Raw genomic sequence first — 17645 nt, forward strand, 5'->3', positions numbered from 1 at the left:
AAGCCAGGGGCTGGCCGATGATCGCCAAGCACGTACCCATGCGCTCGCTGGGCAAGTCCGACTTCGCCGGCCTGGTGAACTACGTCACCGACGCGCAGAGCAAGGATCACCGGCTGGGCCAGGTGCAGATCACGAACTGCGATGCCGTGTCCGTGCAGGACGCCATCACCGAGGTTCTGGCGACCCAGCACACGAACACGCGGGCCAAGGGCGACAAGACCTATCACCTGATCGTCAGCTTCCGGGCCGGCGAGCAGCCCAGCGCCGACACCCTGCGGGCGATTGAGGAACGTATCTGCGCCGGGCTGGGTTACGGCGAACACCAGCGCGTCAGTGCCGTTCACAACGACACCGACAACCTGCACATCCACATCGCCATCAACAAGATTCACCCGACCCGGAACACGATGCACGAGCCGTACTACTCGCATCGGGCGCTGGCCGAGCTTTGCACGGCCCTGGAGCGCGACTACGGGCTGGAGCGGGACAACCACGAACCACGCCAGCGCGGTGCCGAGGGCAGGGCGGCCGACATGGAGCAGCACGCGGGCGTGGAAAGCCTGGTCGGCTGGATCAAGCGGGAATGCCTGGACGAGATCAAGGGCGCGCAGTCCTGGCAGGAGCTGCACCAGGTCATGCGCGACAACGGCCTGGAACTGCGCGAGCGTGCGAACGGCCTGGTGATCGAGGCCGGCGACGGAACGATGGTCAAGGCGAGCACCCTAGCCCGCGACCTTTCCAAGCCGAAGCTGGAGGCGCGGCTTGGCCCGTTCGAGGCTTCGCCCGAACGGCAGACACGAACCAAAGCGAAGCGGCAGTACCAGAAAGACCCGATCCGCTTGCGCGTGAACACGGTCGAGCTGTACGCCCGGTACAAGGCCGAGCAGCAGACCTTGACCGCGACACGTGGGCAGGCGCTGGAGCAGGCCCGCCGGCGCAAGGATCGGCTGGTCGAGGCCGCGAAGCGTTCCGGCCGCCTGCGCCGCGCGACGATCAAGGTGATCGGCGAGAGCGGCCCGAACAAGAAGCTGCTGTATGCCCAGGCCAGCAAGGCCCTGCGCGACGAAATCCAGGCGATCAACAAGCAGTACCAGCAAGACCGCCAGGCCCTCTACGACAGCCACAGCCGCCGCACGTGGGCCGACTGGCTCAAGAAGGAAGCGACCCACGGCAACGCGGAGGCGTTGACCGCCCTGCGCGCCCGCGAGGCGGCGCAGGGCTTGAAAGGCAACACCATCCAGGGCCGGGGCGATCCGCGCCCCGGCCATGCCCCGGTGACGGACAACATCACCAAGAAGGGCACCATCATCTTCCGCGCCGGCCTGACGGCCGTTCGGGACGATGGCGACAAGCTGCAAGTCTCGCGCGAGGCCACGCGCGAGGGCTTGCAAGAAGCTCTACGGCTGGCGATGGAACGCTACGGCAGCCGCATCACCGTCAACGGCACCACGCAGTTTCAGGCGCAGATCATTCGCGCGGCCGTTGATTCCCAGCTACCCATCACGTTCGCCGATCCGGCCCTGGAGAGCCGGCGGCTTGCGCTATTGAAGAAGGAGAACACCCATGAGCGACCCGACCGAACCGAGCGAGCCGACCAGCGACCCGCAGAGCATCGAGGACGAGCTGGACGCGGCCCTGGCGGCCCTGGACAGCGCGCCGCTACCCACGACGACGCTGCCCGACCCATCGCCGTCGCCCGAGCAGGCTTCGGGCGACCAGGTGGCGGGCGAGCCGGCACCGCCGGCGTTCACGCCGGAGCCGTCCACCGGAAGCCCGACATTGGACGCATTGGACGAGTCCCGCCGCCCCAAAGCCAGCACCGTTTGCGAACACTGTCCCAACTCGGTGTGGTTCGCATCGCCGGCGGAAGTGAAGTGCTATTGCCGCGTGATGTTCCTCGTCACCTGGAGCAGCAAGGAACCCAACCAGATCACCAACTGCGACGGGATATTTCTCGGCCAGGATCAGGAGTAGCAGCGGCCCCGCCGGGCCTCGCGGCGGCGGATAAATACATCGCCGAACGCGAGTCGAAACGCTCGAAAGGTTTCGATATACCGAAGCACGCGCGATATACTGCCGGTGAAGGTGGCCTTGCTTTCGAGGGTGTCCGCAACATCGAGGGCCAGGCGCTGGCCCTGTTGAAACGAGGCGATGAGGTCATGGTGATGCCCATTGACCAGGCCACGGCCCGGCGCATGTCGCGCATCGCGGTCGGCGATGCCGTGACGATCACGCCAAAAGGCTCCATCAAAACGTCGAAAGGTAGGAGTAGATGAAAATAAAGATGAACAACGCCGTGGGGCCGCAGGTTCGCAGCGCGAAGCCGAAGCCCAGCAAGTTGCTGCCGATCCTCGGCGGGGTGTCCCTGGTCGGCGGCCTCCAGGCCGCGACACAGTTCTTCGCCTACACGTTCCAGTATCACGCGAGCCTCGGGGCCAACCTCGGGCACGTGTACGCGCCCTGGTCGATCCTGAACTGGTCGGCGAAGTGGTACAGCCAGTACCCCGACGAGATCATGCGGGCCGGCAGCATCGGCATGGTGACTGCCACCGTGGGCCTGCTGGGTGTGGCCGTGGCGAAAGTCGTCACGTCCAACAGCTCGAAGGCGAACGAATACCTGCACGGTTCGGCCCGCTGGGCCGAAAAGAAGGACATTCAGGCGGCCGGCCTGCTGCCGCGCGAGCGGAACGTCCTGGAGATCGTGACCGGCAAGGACGCACCCACCGCCACCGGCGTCTATGTCGGCGGCTGGCAGGACAAGGACGGCAATTTCTACTACCTGCGGCACAGCGGCCCCGAGCACGTGCTGACCTACGCGCCGACGCGAAGCGGCAAGGGCGTCGGCCTGGTGGTGCCGACGCTGCTTTCGTGGGGCGCAAGCAGCGTCATCACCGACTTGAAGGGCGAGTTGTGGGCGCTGACCGCCGGCTGGCGGCAGAAGCACGCGAAGAACAAGGTGCTGCGCTTCGAGCCGGCCAGCAGCTCGGGCGGCGTGTGCTGGAACCCGCTGGACGAAATCCGCGTCGGCACCGAGGCCGAAGTCGGCGACGTGCAGAACCTAGCAACTTTGATAGTTGACCCGGACGGCAAGGGCCTGGATTCCCACTGGCAAAAGACCGCCTTCGCGCTCCTGGTCGGCGTCATCCTGCACGCGCTCTACAAGGCCAGGAACGACGGCGGCACGGCCACGCTGCCATCGGTCGATGCCATGCTGGCCGACCCGAACCGGGACATTGGCGAGCTATGGATGGAAATGACCACCTACGGGCACGTGGACGGTCAGAACCACCACGCCATCGGATCGGCCGCCCGCGACATGATGGATCGGCCAGAGGAAGAAGCCGGATCGGTGCTGTCCACGGCCAAATCCTATTTGGCCCTGTACCGCGATCCAGTGGTGGCGCGCAGCGTGAGCCGGTCGGACTTCCGCATCAAAGACCTGATGCACTCCGACGACCCGGTGAGCCTGTACATCGTCACGCAGCCCAACGACAAGGCCCGCCTGCGGCCGCTGGTGCGCGTCATGGTGAACATGATCGTGCGCCTGCTGGCCGACAAGATGGACTTCGAGAACGGCCGGCCGGTGGCCCACTACAAGCACCGGCTGCTGATGATGCTGGACGAGTTCCCGAGCCTCGGGAAGCTCGAAATCATGCAAGAGTCGCTGGCCTTCGTCGCCGGCTACGGCATCAAGTGCTACCTGATTTGCCAGGACATTAACCAGCTCCGAAGCCGCGAGACGGGCTACGGCCACGACGAAAGCATCACGTCGAACTGCCACGTGCAGAACGCCTACCCGCCCAACCGCGTCGAGACAGCCGAACACCTGTCCCGACTGACCGGGCAGACCACCGTGGTGAAGGAGCAGATCACGACCAGCGGCCGCCGCACGGCGGCGATGCTGGGCCAGGTGTCGCGCACCTACCAGGAAGTGCAGCGCCCCTTGCTGACGCCCGATGAATGCCTGCGGATGCCGGGGCCGAAGAAGAACGACAAGGGCGAGATCGAGGAAGCCGGCGACATGGTGATCTACGTCGCGGGCTACCCCGCCATCTACGGCAAGCAGCCGCTGTACTTCAAAGACCCGGTGTTTCAGGCGCGGGCCTCGATCCCCGCGCCGAAGGCCACCGACCGGCTGCGCCAGGTTGTCGAGGCAGGGGAGGGCATCACGATATGAGCCGCATCCTGAAACGCATCACGAAAGGCGTAGCCGTCGCCGGCCTGGCCGCCCTGGTGCTGGCCGCCGGCAGCTATGCCGCCGGTGCCCGCATCAACACCACCAAGAGCATTCCGGTCGGCCTGTACTGGACGAGCAGCGCGCCGGTGGAGCGGGGCGCTTACGTGCTTTGGTGCCCGCCGAAGGTCGGCGTGTTCGATGACGCCAAGGAAAGGGGCTACATCGGGGCCGGGTTCTGCCCAGGCGACTACGGCTACATGATGAAGCGCGTTTTAGCCGCTAAAGACGATGCCGTATCGGTGGCCGATGACGGCGTGCGCGTCAATGGCGAGCTGCTGCCACATAGCAAGCCCATCCAGGCCGACAAGTCCGGTCGGCCCTTGCCGCGCTTCCAGGCCAGCACCTACACGCTGGGCAATGCCGAGCTGCTGCTTATGTCGGACGTGAGCGACACGTCTTTCGACGGCCGCTACTTCGGCCCGATCAATCGTTCTCAAGTTCAGACCGTGATCCGTCCGGTCATCACCTGGTAGGGGAGGAAACCACCATGCGACTGTTCATCGCGGAAAAACCATCCGTCGCAAAAGCCATCGCCGGCGAGCTGGGCATCACCGGCAAGGGCGACGGCTTCATCGAGTGCGGCGGCGACAAAGTGACCTGGTGCTTTGGGCACATGCTGGAGCAGGCCGACCCGGACGAGTACACGCCCGATGACGTGCCGACCGGCAAATCAGGCAAGAAGCTATGGCGCGTCGATGAGCTGCCCATCATCCCGCAGACGTGGGTTCTTCACCCGAAGGACGATGCCAAGAAGCAGCTCGCCGTGATCGGCAAGCTGCTGAAAGAAGCCAAGGAGATCGTCAACGCCGGCGACCCCGACCGTGAAGGCCAGTTGCTGGTCGATGAAGTGCTGGAGCACTTCAAGAGCAGCAAGCCGGCGCGCCGCTTTTGGGTGTCTGCCCAGGATTCGGTTTCCGTCAAGCGCGGCCTGGCCGCCTTGAAGGAAAACACCACGTACAAGGGCTGGGCCGATGCCGCACGCGGGCGGCAGCGGGCCGACTGGCTGATCGGCATGAACCTAAGTCGCGCCTACACCCTGCGGGCGCAGCGCGGCGGTTCGCGCGCCCTGCTGACCGTGGGCCGCGTGCAGACCCCGACGCTCGCGCTTGTTGTCGGCCGCGACCGCGAGATCGAGGCGTTCAAGCCGGTGCCGTACCACACCATCAAGGCCGTGGTCGAGCACGCCGGCGGCAGCTTCGCCGCCGCCTGGAAAGCGAAGGAAGATCAAGCCGGCCTGGACAGCGAAGGCCGCCTTGTTGATACCGCCGTCGCGGATGCCCTGGTGGCCGCCGTCAAGGGCCAGCCGGGCACCATCGCCACCTACAAGCAGGAAGCCAAGAAGAAGAACCAGCCGCTGGCCTTCGCGCTGTCCGACATTACCGCGCTGGCGTCCGCGCGCTACGGGTACAGCGCCGAGGACGTGCTGAACACCTGCCAGGCGCTCTACGAGACGCACAAGCTGACCAGCTACCCGCGCACCGACTGCGCCTACCTGCCGGAGTCGCAGCACGCCGACGCGCCGCGCGTCCTGGAGGCCGTCAAGCACGTGAACCCCGAGCTGGCCGGCCTGGTCGATGCTGCCGACCCGCGCATCAAGTCCAAGACGTGGGACGACTCGAAGATCACCGCCCACCACGGCATCGTGCCGACCATGCAGAAAGGCAGCAAGGCCGGCTTGAGCGAGCGCGAGCGCAACATCTACGAGCTGATCGTCCGCGCCTACCTGGCGCAGTTCTACCCGCTGCACGAGTACATGCAAACCACGGTCGGCGTGGAGATCGCCGGCGAGAACTTCGCCGCGTCCGGCAAGGTGGTCACGCGCAACGGCTGGCGTGACGTGTTCGAGCAGGCCGACGAAGAGGACGCCAAGGAAGGCGACGACGAGAACGGCGCGCAGACCCTGCCACCGATGAAGCAAGGCGACGGTGTGACCTGCACCGAGGCCACCCGACGCGATGCGAAAACCAAGCCGCCGGCGCGCTTCACCGAGGGCACGCTGATTCGCGCGATGGAGAACATCCACAAGTTCGTGAGCGACCCGGAGCACAAGAAGATGCTGCGCGAAGGCGATGGCATCGGCACGTCCGCCACGCGCGCATCCATCATTTCCGAGCTGAAACGCCGCGAGTTCCTGGAAACCAAGGGCAAGCAGATCGTCAGCACGACGCTGGGCCGCAGCGTCATCGACGCGCTGCCCGAGGTGGTGCGAAGCCCGGTGCTGACCGCCCTTTACGAACGCATGTTGAAGGGCGTCGAGCTGGGCACGGCGGCCCTGGACGCCTTCATTACGAAGCAAGAGGCGTTCATCCGCGACCAGGTGGCGAAGGCCAACAGCGGAGCCGTGAGCATCGCCGGCGGCAAGGAAGCCACGCCGGTTTCGTCCCTGCACAAGTGCATGGCTTGCGGCAATGGCTTGTCGCGCAGGCCGGCCAAGCGCAAGGGGCAATTCTGGTGGGGATGCAGCAACTTCCCCACGTGCAAGCAGACCTATCCCGACCTGAAAGGCCGGCCCGACTACAGCAAGGGCCGCAATGGCCCAGCCGAGTAACCACCAAGACGAAGGAGCATGACCATGAACCAGCAAAACACCACCCAGGCCGATGACGTGCTGCCCGAGCTGCCCGCCATTGACGACAACGCGGCCGCCGCCGGCGCGCTGCGCGAGAAGCTGGCCGACGCGGCGACGCCCGGCTACCAGGCCGAGTTCGACCCCGAGGAAGCCGAGCGCGCCGGCGCGTTCGTGGAGGACGCATTGAGCGAGCAGGACGCCGCAGAGAGCGGCGACGACCTGGCGGCCCTGGCCTCGCAGGGCGACGACCAGGCCCCGGCCTTCATCACCGAAGGCGGCCCGAGCGACGACCTTCCGCCCTTCGTCAATACGACCAACATCCGCGAGCTGTACGACTGGAAGCCGGGCGAATCGCTGGACGAGGCCATCGCGCGCAAGAAGGCGCAGGAGGGCTAACCCATGCCGATCAACCAGGCCGAGGCGCAAGCCGTCACCCTGGCGTTCGTCCGAGACTATCCCGGCGCGCTGGAGCTGGCCTATCGGTTCCGCGACAACACCGGCGAGCTGTACGGCCACCGGGCAGCAGAAGTCCCGGCAGACCTCAAGGGCGGCTATGTCCCGAAGGAGACGATCCACAACGGCCGGGCCTACCGTGGCCGCGTGGACGTGCCCCTGGCGAACATGGACGACGCCGCCGACCTGGTGCTGACGCTGCGGCATGAAGTGCTGGGCCACTACGGGGCCAACACCTTCAAGCCGGCCGAGAAACGCGCCCTGCTGGACGGCCTGATCGCCGCCCGCGAGGAACCGAGCCTGAAACCACGCTGGGAGGACATCAACCGCCGCTATGCCGGCGCTTCGATGGACGTGCGCGCGGAAGAGGTTTGGGCGCTGCATTGCGAAAGCATCGCGCCCGGCCAGCACGCGGGCCAGGCCCAGGTGCTGGAGCGCGGCCAGCAGTCATTCATGGAAACCTGCATCGCCCGCGTGCGGCCCATGCAAGTCGCCGACCTGCACAACATCGTGTGCATGGTCGCGGATGGCCTTCACGACCGTTCCAGGACGCAGCAGACCTTTCCGCAGATCAACGAACTATTCCGAAGGGATGAAGCAATGGAACCCAAGAAGCCATTTCATGAAGTCGTTGCCGAAAAACTGATCGAGCAGCTCAAGGCAGGCACCGCGCCGTGGCAACGGCCGTGGGAGCCTGGCGAGCCGAACGCCTACCTGCCGATGAACCCGACCACCGGCAAGCGGTACAAGGGCATCAACGCCATTCACTTGATGGCCCAGGGCCGCAGCGATGGCCGTTGGATGACCTACAAGCAGGCCGCCGCCGTGGGCGCGCAGGTTCGCAAGGGCGAGAAGGGAACGCCTGTCCAATACTGGAAGTTCAGCGAGGAACAGAACAAGGTCGATGAGAGCGGCCGGCCCGTTCTCAACGCGAAGGGCGAGCCGGTCAAGGAAACCGTGCAGCTCGAACGCCCGCGCGTGTTCTTCGCCACGGTGTTCAACGCCGAGCAGATCGACGGCCTGCCGCCGATCCAGAAGAAGGAACAGACCTGGAGCGCCGTCGAGCGCGCCGAGCACATCCTGAAAGCGTCCGGTGCGTCGATCACGCACGCGCCTGGTGATCGCGCGTTCTACCGGCCCGCGACCGACAGCATCCACCTTCCCGACCGGGGCCAGTTCCCCACCGCCGACAACTACTACGCGACCGCCCTGCATGAGCTGGGCCACTGGACGGGCCACCCGTCCCGCCTTGACCGCGACCTGGCCCATCCCTTCGGTTCCGAGGGGTACGCCAAGGAAGAGCTGCGCGCCGAGATCGCTTCCATGATCGTCGGCGACGAGCTGGGCATCGGCCACGATCCGGGCCAGCACGCCGCCTATGTCGGTTCCTGGATCAAGGCCCTGCAAGACGAGCCGCTGGAAGTGTTCCGCGCCGCTGCCGACGCCGAGAAGATTCACGACTACGTGCTGGCCTTCGAGCAGAAGCAGGTTCAGGAACAAGAGCAGGCCCAGGTGCAGCAGCCCGAGCAGCACTACTCCGATTTGACGCTCCAGGCCCTGGTCGAAAAACACGGCTGGGAGGTTGCCTACAGCGGCTTGCAAGAGCCTGGCCGTGTGGATTCCGTCCATCGCACCTTTGAAGGTGTCGGGCCGCTGGGCACCATGACCACCCCGAACGGCGAGCGGCGCTTGTCGGCCGGCTACCACGACGACGCCGAGCGCCGGCGCTACGTCACGTTGAAGCTGGGCGACCAGGTGATCGGCGATGCCGATGGCCGCGACCAGAAGCCGGAAGAGATCGCCCGCCAGATCAACGCCAAGGCCGAGCAGTACGCCGACGAGCGGCGCGTCAAGAACGGCCTGGAGCCGATCTACAGCATCGCCTCGCAGCAGGCCGAGGCCCAGCAGCTCAATGATGAGCTGCGCGAGCACGGCCAGGAGATCGTTTCTCACCTGGACGCGCAATCGCGGTGGGCGGATGGCGAGCGCATCTTTGCCTTCCACGAACAAGACGAACAACCGCACCAGGTCAGAAGCCTGGCCGAGCTGGAGAGCTACGCGCCCGATCAACTGCTGGCCCTGCCGGCGCTGGCCCAGGAGCAAGAGGCAAAGCCCTTGTCCGTGGCCGAACGCACGGCCGAGCAGCACGAGGCCATGAAGGCTGCCGACGATGCTTTCCAGCGCGAGCTGGTGCGCGCCTATGGCGAGAACAACGCCGGCGATGCCCGCTACAAGACCCAGCACGACGATGAGGCCGTGCAGAAGGCCGGCGATGCCTTCGTGGCCGCGTCGAACGCCTGGCGTGAGGCCGTGCGCGATGCCCGTCAAACCGTTGCGAGTCAGGAGGCCACGATGCAAGTACCCCAGCAGACCGACCAGGCCGAAGCCTGGATGTTGAAGCACGTCGAGCTGGGCACGGTGGGCCGTGCGCTCGAAGGCGCGACCCTGGAGCAGATCGACCGCGCCCTGGACGTGCTGGATCGCATGCAGCCGATGAACACGCAAAACGAGTTCTGGACGCGGCACGAGCTGCCCTACGACCTGGAGCCGCTGGAAGCGAAGATCAACGACGCAATAGATCACCTGGTCGAAGAGCGCCGGCCGGATGCCGTAGTCGCTGCAACGCGGCTTGACCTGGCAACCGGCAACACCAATTCACGCGAGCGCGACCGCCAAGCCTTCCACCTGGCGGCCGACGATGCGCTGGGCTTCCCCCTGCCCCACGACTGGACGGGTGAAGTGCGGGTTGTCGGCGTGGTCGAGCGTGACGGCGAGACGCGGGCCGCCGACCTGGCCACGGAGACGCCGGAGGCGTACCACCTGTACGCCCGGAAGGGCGAAGCGCAGTTCGGCGAGGATGCCTTTGCCTACCTCACCGCCACCCGCACGCTGGGCGAGGCCGACGAGCTGGCCGACCGCCTGGCGCTGATCGACGCCAATTCGCAGACGGACGAGTACGAGAAGGCGACCCGGCTTGCCCGCGTGCAAGAGGATCGCGTCCGCCGCGACCCGAACAGCACCGACGAGGACATTTCAGCGGCTAAAGAAGCCCGGAAGGCGCTGGAGGCCAAAGCGTTCGTCGCGGCCGAGGAAGCCAAGAACTCCCAGCGGGTCGATGACGAGCGCGGCGACTCCGTGGAGCACCAGGCACCGCAGGAACAGCGCGTGGCTGCGGCCGACCAGCAGCCGGCCCAGGCCAGCCAGGCAACCGAACGGCAGTACATCAGCGTGCCGTTCAAAGAGAAGGACGAGGCCAAGCAGCTCGGAGCGCGCTGGGATCGCAAGGAACAGTCCTGGTACGTGCCGGCGGGAGTGGATGCGGCCCCCTTCGCCAAATGGTCGCAGGGAGCCGCTACGCCGGCCGTAGAGGCCAAGCCGACCCAGCAGGCACCCGAGGCCCAGGACGGCGGCCAGAAGGCCGCACAGGCCGTCCAGCAGGCCCGGCAGTACCTTGCCGTGCCCTACGAGCAGCGCAACGCCGCCAAGGCCGCCGGCGCGCTTTGGGACAAGGCCGCGAAGTCCTGGTATGCCGGCCCTCGCGCCGACATGGCGAAGCTGGAACAGTGGAAGCCCGAGAACGTGCAGGCCCAGCAGGGGCCAGCGATGACGCCAAGGGAAGAGTTCGCCGAGGCCATGCGCAGCGCCGGCCTGTTCACCGGCAGCAACGCCCAGGGCGATCACCCGATCATGGACGGCAAGCGGCATCGCGTGCCGGTCGAGGGCGGCAAGAAGGGCACGCTCGATGGCTTCTATGTCGGCCACCTGGACGGCCACCCGGCCGGCCGGATCATCAACAACAAGACCGGCACGGACATTACCTGGAAGAGCAAGGGCTACGCCTTGAGCGACCAGGAGAAGGCCAAGCTCCAGGCCGAGGCGGCCGAGAAGCTGGCCCAGCGTGCCGCCGAGCAAGACAAGCTCCAGGAAGCCACCGCGCAGCGCGTCGGCCGCCAGATGCCCGACCTGGTGCCGGTCGAGCAGCCGACGCCCTACCTGCAAGCCAAGGGCATCGAGGCCCACGCCGGCGTGTTCACCGACCGCGAGGGCCAGAAAACCTACATCCCCGCCTTCGACGTGGACGGCAAGCAGTGGACGATGCAGTACATCCAGGAGGACGGCACCAAGCGGTTCGCCAAGGACAGCAAGAAGGAAGGATGCTTCCACCCGGTCGGCGGCATGGATGCGCTGGCCGCAGCGCCGGCGCTGGTGATCGCCGAGGGCTATGCCACGGCCGCGAGCCTGGCCGAAGGGCTGGGGCATGCCACCGTGGCCGCGTTCGACTCGGGCAACCTGCCGCACGTGGCCCGCGCCCTGCGCGAGAAGTTCCCCGACAAGCCCATCGTGATCGCCGGCGACGACGACAAGGCCCAGGAGATCGAGCGCGGCCACAACCCCGGCCGCGCCAAGGCCGAGGAAGCCGCGAAGGCCGTAGGCGGCAAGGCCATCTTCCCGATCTTCGCGCCGGGCGAGCAGCAGGCGAACCCCAAGGGCTTCACCGACTTCAACGACCTGGCGAACAAGAGCGAGCTGGGCCGCGACGGCCTCAAGCGCCAGGTCGGCGCAGCCGTGGGCCAGGTGCTGATCGAGGAAGGCCGCCGACAGCAGCAGGAGCAGCGCCAGGAGCGTGCGGAGAAGCAACAGCAGCAGCCGGAACGCCCGCGCCGCGCGGCACGCATCGGCTAAAGTCCCGGAGGGCTGCAACCACACGCGCGGTTTCCTCCCTCCCTGGCCGCCGGCAGTCATCGCCGCCTCGCACCCCGAGGCGGCTTTTTTTTGCTCGAGCATCGCCGCATCCGACGATGCCACCAGGCCCGCGCACGTCGAGCTGCAGCATCGCCATTTCCGGCGATGCACGCCGGCGCGGTCGACCATCGCCAGTTCCGACGATGGCGGCCGCCCTGCCCGCCTGGATCTCGCATCGCCATTTCGGGGTCTCCTCGTTTTCAGTGCAATAAGTGACGGTACGCAAAGCTAGCACTGGCGCGGGGGTGGTCTGGGTAGACCGTTGATTTCATTGACTTTCCTGTTCGCTTTGTAAACGGGTATGGTGGCCTCCCACTTTTGAGGTTCACGATGCAGGGTTGGCACACAACGTTTTTGGGGATGCGTGGGCTCCCCCGCGATATCAGCGACTTCGAGATGAAGGCATTTTTCACCTTCGATGGTGCCGAGCGCGACGCAATCAATGCACGCCGAGGTGATTCCCACAAGCTTGGTCTGGCGCTCCATATTGGTTTCCTGCGCATGAGTGGGCGTTTGCTCGGTGCCTTTCGGGTAATTCCAGTAGCCTTGTGGCGCCACCTTGGCAACGAGCTTGGCATTGCAGCACCAGAAGTCGCCTCGCTGAGAGCCATGTATGAACGCGGGCGCACGCTATTCGATCACCAACAAGTAGCCTGCACGGTCCTTGGATTCCAGTGGATGAGCGAGCACCAGCGCCGCTCACTGGTACGTGAACTGCGCGACGAAGTGGCGCGCTGCGCCGACCGCGATCAGCTACTCGTGCGGGCGCGTCAATGGCTGTACAAGAACAAGCTGGTGATCGTGCACGAGCGGGCAATTCGGACACTGATTGCGGCGGCACTTGCCCAGCTTGAAGTTGAAACAGGCACCGCCATCGCCGCCAGCGTTGATCCAGCAACACTTGATCGCTGGCGAGCCTCAGTTTCAGAGCTGCGCCCAGATGGACAAACCCAGCAGAGTTGGCTATGGGCTGCACCGGCGAAACACTCAACCCGCCAAATCAGCGAGGTACTGGAGCGCATCGACCTGCTTTACACGCTGGACGTTCATAAGCACCTGGCAGACATCCCCGATCTCATCTTGCGCCGCTACGCGCGCCGACTTGTCTCCAGGCCGCCCTCAGCCGGAGCCAAGATCAAAGAGCCAGCGCGCACCGTGGAGGTCGCATGCTTTCTTCGGTATTGCCTGTTCACCACCACAGACCAGTTGATCCTTATGGTGCAGCGCCGGATCGCCGATCTGTGGCGTCAGGCTGCCGCCGATGTCCCCGCTACCGTCAATTGGGCCGCAATGTACAAAACGCTGCTCGGCGAACTTGTTGCCTTGAGCGCGCAAGGTGCGGTGCCAGATGCTGAGTTGCGTGCCCGTCTTGAAGCCTTGATCACCGAAACCCAGAAACGCAAACCACCGAGCAGGGCCTCCCTGGTCCGCGAGGGATTGATTGATGGAATTCGCCCCGTGCGGTCGTTGCTCGTCGCCATTGCAAAGCTGCCCTGGCAGGCCACCGGCGAGCATCCTGCCATCGAGTACCTTGCCAAGCTGCAAGCTTTATATCTCAAAGGATCCAGAAAGCTGCCAGTTGAAGTGGTGGCACCAAGTCTGGGAATGATCTGGCAGGTTTCGATCTCCAGCCCAGACCGGGAACGGGCGTTTCAGGCGTTGGAGGTGGCCACCCTGTTTGCCCTGCGCCGCGCGGTGCGCAATGGCTCGGTCTGGATTGAGCACAGCCTGAGCTTTCGGGGTCGTGCGCGCTTGTTCTTCACGGACGAGCGTTGGCAGGCAGAGTCCAAGAAACACTATGCCCGTCTATCGTTACCCAGCAAGGCTGCCACTTTCTTGAAGCCTTTGCTGGCCAGAGTAACTGCCGGTGTCGATGCGGTGGCCGCTGCAGCCCGCAGTGGCGTACTGCGCGTGGATGATGAACTCCATTTGTCGCCATTGCCCGCAGAGGACGAAGACCCAGAAGTGACCAAGCTGCGCGCGGCTTTGGATCACCGCATCGGTGAGGTTCAATTGCCGGAAGTGATTCTGGCCGTTGACGCCCAGGTGCGCTTTAGCTGGATCATGCTCGGACGTGAGCCGCGCTCTACCGACGAGCTGCTGATGGTCTATGCCGGCATCATGGCCCACGGCACCAGTCTGACTGCGGTCGAATGCGCGCGCATGATTCCGCAATTGTCTGCCACCAGCATTCGCCAGGCCATGCGCTGGGCGCGGGACGAACGGCGTCTGAGCCAGGCCTGCCAGGCTGTGCTGGAATTCATGCAGCGACACCCGATTGCCGCCACCTGGGGGCGGTCCGATTTGGCATCTTCTGACATGATGACCATGGAGACCACCAAACGGGTGTGGCAAGCCCGGCTTGATCCTCGGCGCAACACACCTTCCATTGGAATCTACTCCCATGTAAAAGACCGGTGGGGCATCTTCCATGCGCAGCCCTTTGTGCTCAATGAGCGCCAGGCGGGCGTGGCCATTGAAGGTGTCATCCGCCAAGAAAAGCTGGAGACCAGCCAGCTTGCTGTGGATACCCATGGCTACACCGACTTTGCCATGTCACATGCCCGTTTGCTTGGTTTTGATCTTTGCCCGCGGTTGAAGGAACTCAAACAGCGCCACCTCTTTGTGCCACGCGGCACCAAAGTGCCCGCAGAAATCGCTGCGGTGTGCGAAGCCAATGTCGACGTCGCTTTGATCGAAAAGCATTGGGATAGTCTGGTGCACCTGGCAGCCTCGGTCATGAGCGGACATGCCAGTGCGGTGGCAGCTCTTGCGCGGTTCGGTTCTGCCGCCCAGGGCGATCCAATCTATGAGGCTGGCGTGCAATTGGGGCGGTTGCTGCGTACGGCGTTTTTGGCTGACTACTTTGTCAAGGACGCTTTCAGGAACGAGTTGCGCCGGGTGCTCAATCGGGGCGAGGCTGTTAACGCCCTCAAGCGCGCCATTTATACCGGCCGGATCAGCCCGGCGCAGGCCAAACGTGTCGATGAAATGCAGGCTGTGGCCGATGCGTTGAGCCTGATGGCCAACATCGTGATGGCGTGGAATACCTCACAGATGCAGGCGGTCCTGGATCGCTGGTCGAACCGCCGCCAGGTCATTCCACCGGAACTGATCGGGAAGATTGCGCCCACCAGGCTGGAGAGCATCAACTTGCGGGGTGTGTTTCGCTTCCCGGTTGACCGCTATGCTGACCAAATCCTGCCTTCGCGGCCAAATGCATCGATAACTGGCACCAATGGATGAAACCGACCACGGTTTGACGCCACGAATCGCAGATTTGAAAGTGAACAGGAAAGTCAATGAAATCAACGATCTACCAACACCACCTCCGCGCCAGTGCTAGCTTTTCGTACCGTCACTTATTGCACTGAAAACGAGGAGACCCCAAACGGGTCCTTGGTTGTCATCAAGCCGTCGCGGTCGGGCATCTGCAGCGCCAAGTGCTGCACCCAGGCCGGTGTGTTCGGGTCGCGGCCCATCGGCGGCTCCTCGGGTACCTCGAAGAAGGCCAGGCATCCACCGTTCTTCATGTGGACGAAGACGTGGATGTGCGGGCAGCGCTCCTTGGTGGACTGGACATACTCGGACGTGATGGCCGCGACCAGCGGCATGTCCAGCAACCTCTCCATTCCCGGCGTGCTGAATTCAAGGAGAGCGGACGTCAGTACGCGTGTAGTGGGATCGTCCACGATCAAACCAACGGCGGGACATCAGCGCCGCAGCACGCGGGCTATATCGCTGCGCCCTTCAATGCTGCTGCGACTGTCGCTAGCGGTAGCACAAGCGTCAGCGGCGCGTCGTGCAGCGCGACGGCTCCGTAGCTCTGGTACCACCGCGCAACGCCTTCGTTCTTCGCATCGATCACGATGGCTACGCCACCCACTTCGGCCGCTGCCAAAAGGCAGCGCCGGCCCGCGGCGAGCAGTAGTTGCCCGCCGAGGCCTTGGCCTTGCATCCTCAAGTGAACGCCGAGCCGCGCCAGGCGGAAGCTCGGCACGTCGTACCTCCCCAAACCACGCCGGATGATGTCGGGTGCCCGGTCGTAGGAGATCGACGCCGGACTCAGGCTGTAGAACCCTAGAACGCTGCGGTCTACTTCGCTGATGGCGAGGAAGGTTTTCGCACCGCCGGCTTCATGGCTCTTGCGCGCGTGGAGGCGCAAGAAGTCGTTGAGCGCGGCTTCGCCGCAGTCGAAGGTGTTGCGGTCATGGCTCTTGCTGATCGGCTCCTCGTGCCAAGCTGGCACCGTCATGCGGGCATTGCAGGCAGAGCTTTGGCCGCGGCCAGGAGCCGTGCATTGGGCTTCGGCGGATGTTCGAGCATGTCCAGCACACGCATGCTGTCGCGTTCGGACAGCTTCAGATGTTCGGCGTGCTCGATCACAACGGCAGCCTCACGCACTGCGTGCTGCACCACGAAATCCGTCAGGTCCGTGTTCGTCAACGCAGCTGCACGCAACAGCAAGGCCTTTTGGGCCGGCTGGATGCGCAGGTTCAATCGTTGGTTGTCATTGACGGCAACACGGGGCATAGCGATCTCCTCTGTACTCATTCAAAGAGTACATCAAGCATCCCCAAAAGTCAATTCAATGCGCATTGAATGCGTACACGAGATTTCTCGCCCGCGGGCCAGACCGCCCAACATGGCAGCACGTCATCAATTGTGCGGATGACTGGACTCGGCGCCCATCTCCAAGACCGCCAACGCGTCTCGCTCGGAGCAGTCGCGCATGCGCCGCTGGAATGCGCCCTCCACGTCCATGACCGCGAATGCGGCGGCGATGGTCGCCTCGTGTTCGCCCATCGCGGTGTGGCGGTACTTCATCAGCTGGGCCGCCCCGTACCGGGCGAGCAGTTCCCGCTTGTTCATGCCGCGCCCGCCTCGGCGCGGAGCCGCCGCGTGATCAGGCACTTGGCAGCATGCACCGACGCGCATGGTGTCCGCTGTTCGCCCTCGCGATGGAAGCGGCAGGCCGGGCGGTCGAAGTTCCCATGGATGAAGAACCCTTTGTACTGGATCGTGAACATGCGCGTCCTCAGAATTCGGTGGTCAAGCTGCCATCGGCGCAACGCTTCATCAGGTCGCAGCCGGGATGGCGCTGCACGTACGCGCGACCTGCGGTGGCGGTCGAGAACTCCGCCACCTCGTGCTGCGATTCCTGGCCTGGGCACTCGACCACCACATACGGCGTCGCCGCTGCGACGGTGACGACCGCCGCACCCGTATCACCGCCCGCGACGGACGGGCTGAACGCCAGCCCGGTCAGCTGCAGTGCCTCACCCGTCAGTTGGTCGACCCGTGAAGCCTGCGCAAGATCCGGGAAGTACGCGCCGCCCGCCTTCGGTCTGCACAGGAAAACCGCGCCGTCCATCGTGATCCAGCCAATCCGCGTGCCGCTTTGAATCACCACCCGCGCATCCTGCGCCTTGACCGGATAGCAGTCGAACTCTTGTCGCTTGCGCATGCCTGCGAACTGGCCCTGAAACGTGATCGTCCCCAGTCGGTTCCGATGGATCCCTGACACCTTCCCCAGAGCTGCTCTTTGGTGGGCCTCGGGGGGCACGGGGGGAACGCCCGTGGTGTCCAGGATGTTCAGGTTGTCGCGCGCGTTGAAGTTGTCGGAGTTCATAGCTTGGTCCT

The 17645-nt window shown here is 64.8% G+C and carries 13 protein-coding genes; 7 read left to right on the top strand and 6 right to left on the bottom strand.

Features of this window, described 5'->3' with window-relative positions; all coding sequences use genetic code 11:
• The first annotated feature begins 17 nt into the window (after positions 1-17).
• The 7 genes from traI (at position 18) to ACN20X_RS29310 (ending at position 15248) form a co-directional block, all read left to right on the top strand.
• The gene (gene traI, locus ACN20X_RS29280; protein ID WP_012478238.1) at positions 18-2276 is read left to right on the top strand and encodes a TraI/MobA(P) family conjugative relaxase; all 2259 of its coding nucleotides are present in this window, start codon (positions 18-20) and stop codon (positions 2274-2276) included.
• A complete protein-coding gene (locus ACN20X_RS29285) occupies positions 2273-4177 on the top strand; it encodes a type IV secretory system conjugative DNA transfer family protein (RefSeq protein WP_012478237.1) in 1905 nt (634 codons plus the stop codon). The genes traI and ACN20X_RS29285 overlap by 4 nt, the downstream gene beginning before the upstream one ends.
• Complete coding sequence (gene traF, locus ACN20X_RS29290; protein ID WP_012478236.1) at positions 4174-4710, top strand: conjugative transfer signal peptidase TraF; 537 nt, start codon at positions 4174-4176, stop codon at positions 4708-4710. The genes ACN20X_RS29285 and traF overlap by 4 nt, the downstream gene beginning before the upstream one ends.
• 14 nt (positions 4711-4724) lie before the next feature.
• Complete coding sequence (locus ACN20X_RS29295) at positions 4725-6785, top strand: DNA topoisomerase III (protein WP_011255183.1); 2061 nt, start codon at positions 4725-4727, stop codon at positions 6783-6785.
• Positions 6786-6809: 24 nt separating this feature from the next.
• Complete coding sequence (locus ACN20X_RS29300; RefSeq protein ID WP_012478235.1) at positions 6810-7202, top strand: hypothetical protein; 393 nt, start codon at positions 6810-6812, stop codon at positions 7200-7202.
• A gap of 3 nt (positions 7203-7205) precedes the next feature.
• A complete protein-coding gene (locus tag ACN20X_RS29305) occupies positions 7206-11942 on the top strand; it encodes a zincin-like metallopeptidase domain-containing protein (protein ID WP_012478234.1) in 4737 nt (1578 codons plus the stop codon).
• Positions 11943-12332: 390 nt separating this feature from the next.
• Positions 12333-15248, top strand: coding sequence for a Tn3-like element IS1071 family transposase (locus ACN20X_RS29310; protein WP_003158660.1), 2916 nt, complete (start codon positions 12333-12335; stop codon positions 15246-15248).
• 116 nt (positions 15249-15364) lie between these two features.
• Here ACN20X_RS29310 and ACN20X_RS29315 read toward each other — a convergent pair whose 3' ends face one another.
• The 6 genes from ACN20X_RS29315 to ACN20X_RS29340 all read right to left on the bottom strand — a co-directional run bounded on the left by ACN20X_RS29315 (position 15365) and on the right by ACN20X_RS29340 (position 17634).
• Positions 15365-15634 (bottom strand): VOC family protein, encoded by a 270-nt coding sequence (locus ACN20X_RS29315; protein ID WP_473210831.1) that lies wholly within the window; start codon positions 15632-15634, stop codon positions 15365-15367.
• Positions 15635-15735: 101 nt separating this feature from the next.
• Positions 15736-16257 carry a GNAT family N-acetyltransferase gene (locus tag ACN20X_RS29320; RefSeq protein ID WP_473210832.1) on the bottom strand — a complete coding sequence of 174 codons (522 nt, stop codon included), beginning with the start codon at positions 16255-16257 and terminating at the stop codon, positions 15736-15738.
• Positions 16254-16535: a type II toxin-antitoxin system TacA family antitoxin gene (locus ACN20X_RS29325; RefSeq protein WP_473210833.1), complete on the bottom strand. Its 282-nt coding sequence runs from the start codon at positions 16533-16535 to the stop codon at positions 16254-16256. The genes ACN20X_RS29320 and ACN20X_RS29325 overlap by 4 nt, the downstream gene beginning before the upstream one ends.
• Before the next feature lie 126 nt (positions 16536-16661).
• On the bottom strand, positions 16662-16874 hold the full coding sequence (locus ACN20X_RS29330) for a hypothetical protein (RefSeq protein ID WP_473210834.1): 213 nt from the start codon (positions 16872-16874) through the stop codon (positions 16662-16664).
• Complete coding sequence (locus ACN20X_RS29335) at positions 16871-17032, bottom strand: hypothetical protein (RefSeq protein ID WP_473210835.1); 162 nt, start codon at positions 17030-17032, stop codon at positions 16871-16873. The genes ACN20X_RS29330 and ACN20X_RS29335 overlap by 4 nt, the downstream gene beginning before the upstream one ends.
• An 8-nt stretch (positions 17033-17040) precedes the next feature.
• The gene (locus tag ACN20X_RS29340; RefSeq protein ID WP_473210836.1) at positions 17041-17634 is read right to left on the bottom strand and encodes a hypothetical protein; all 594 of its coding nucleotides are present in this window, start codon (positions 17632-17634) and stop codon (positions 17041-17043) included.
• Positions 17635-17645 lie beyond the last annotated feature (11 nt).

The organism is Delftia sp. PX-1, assembly GCF_055797465.1.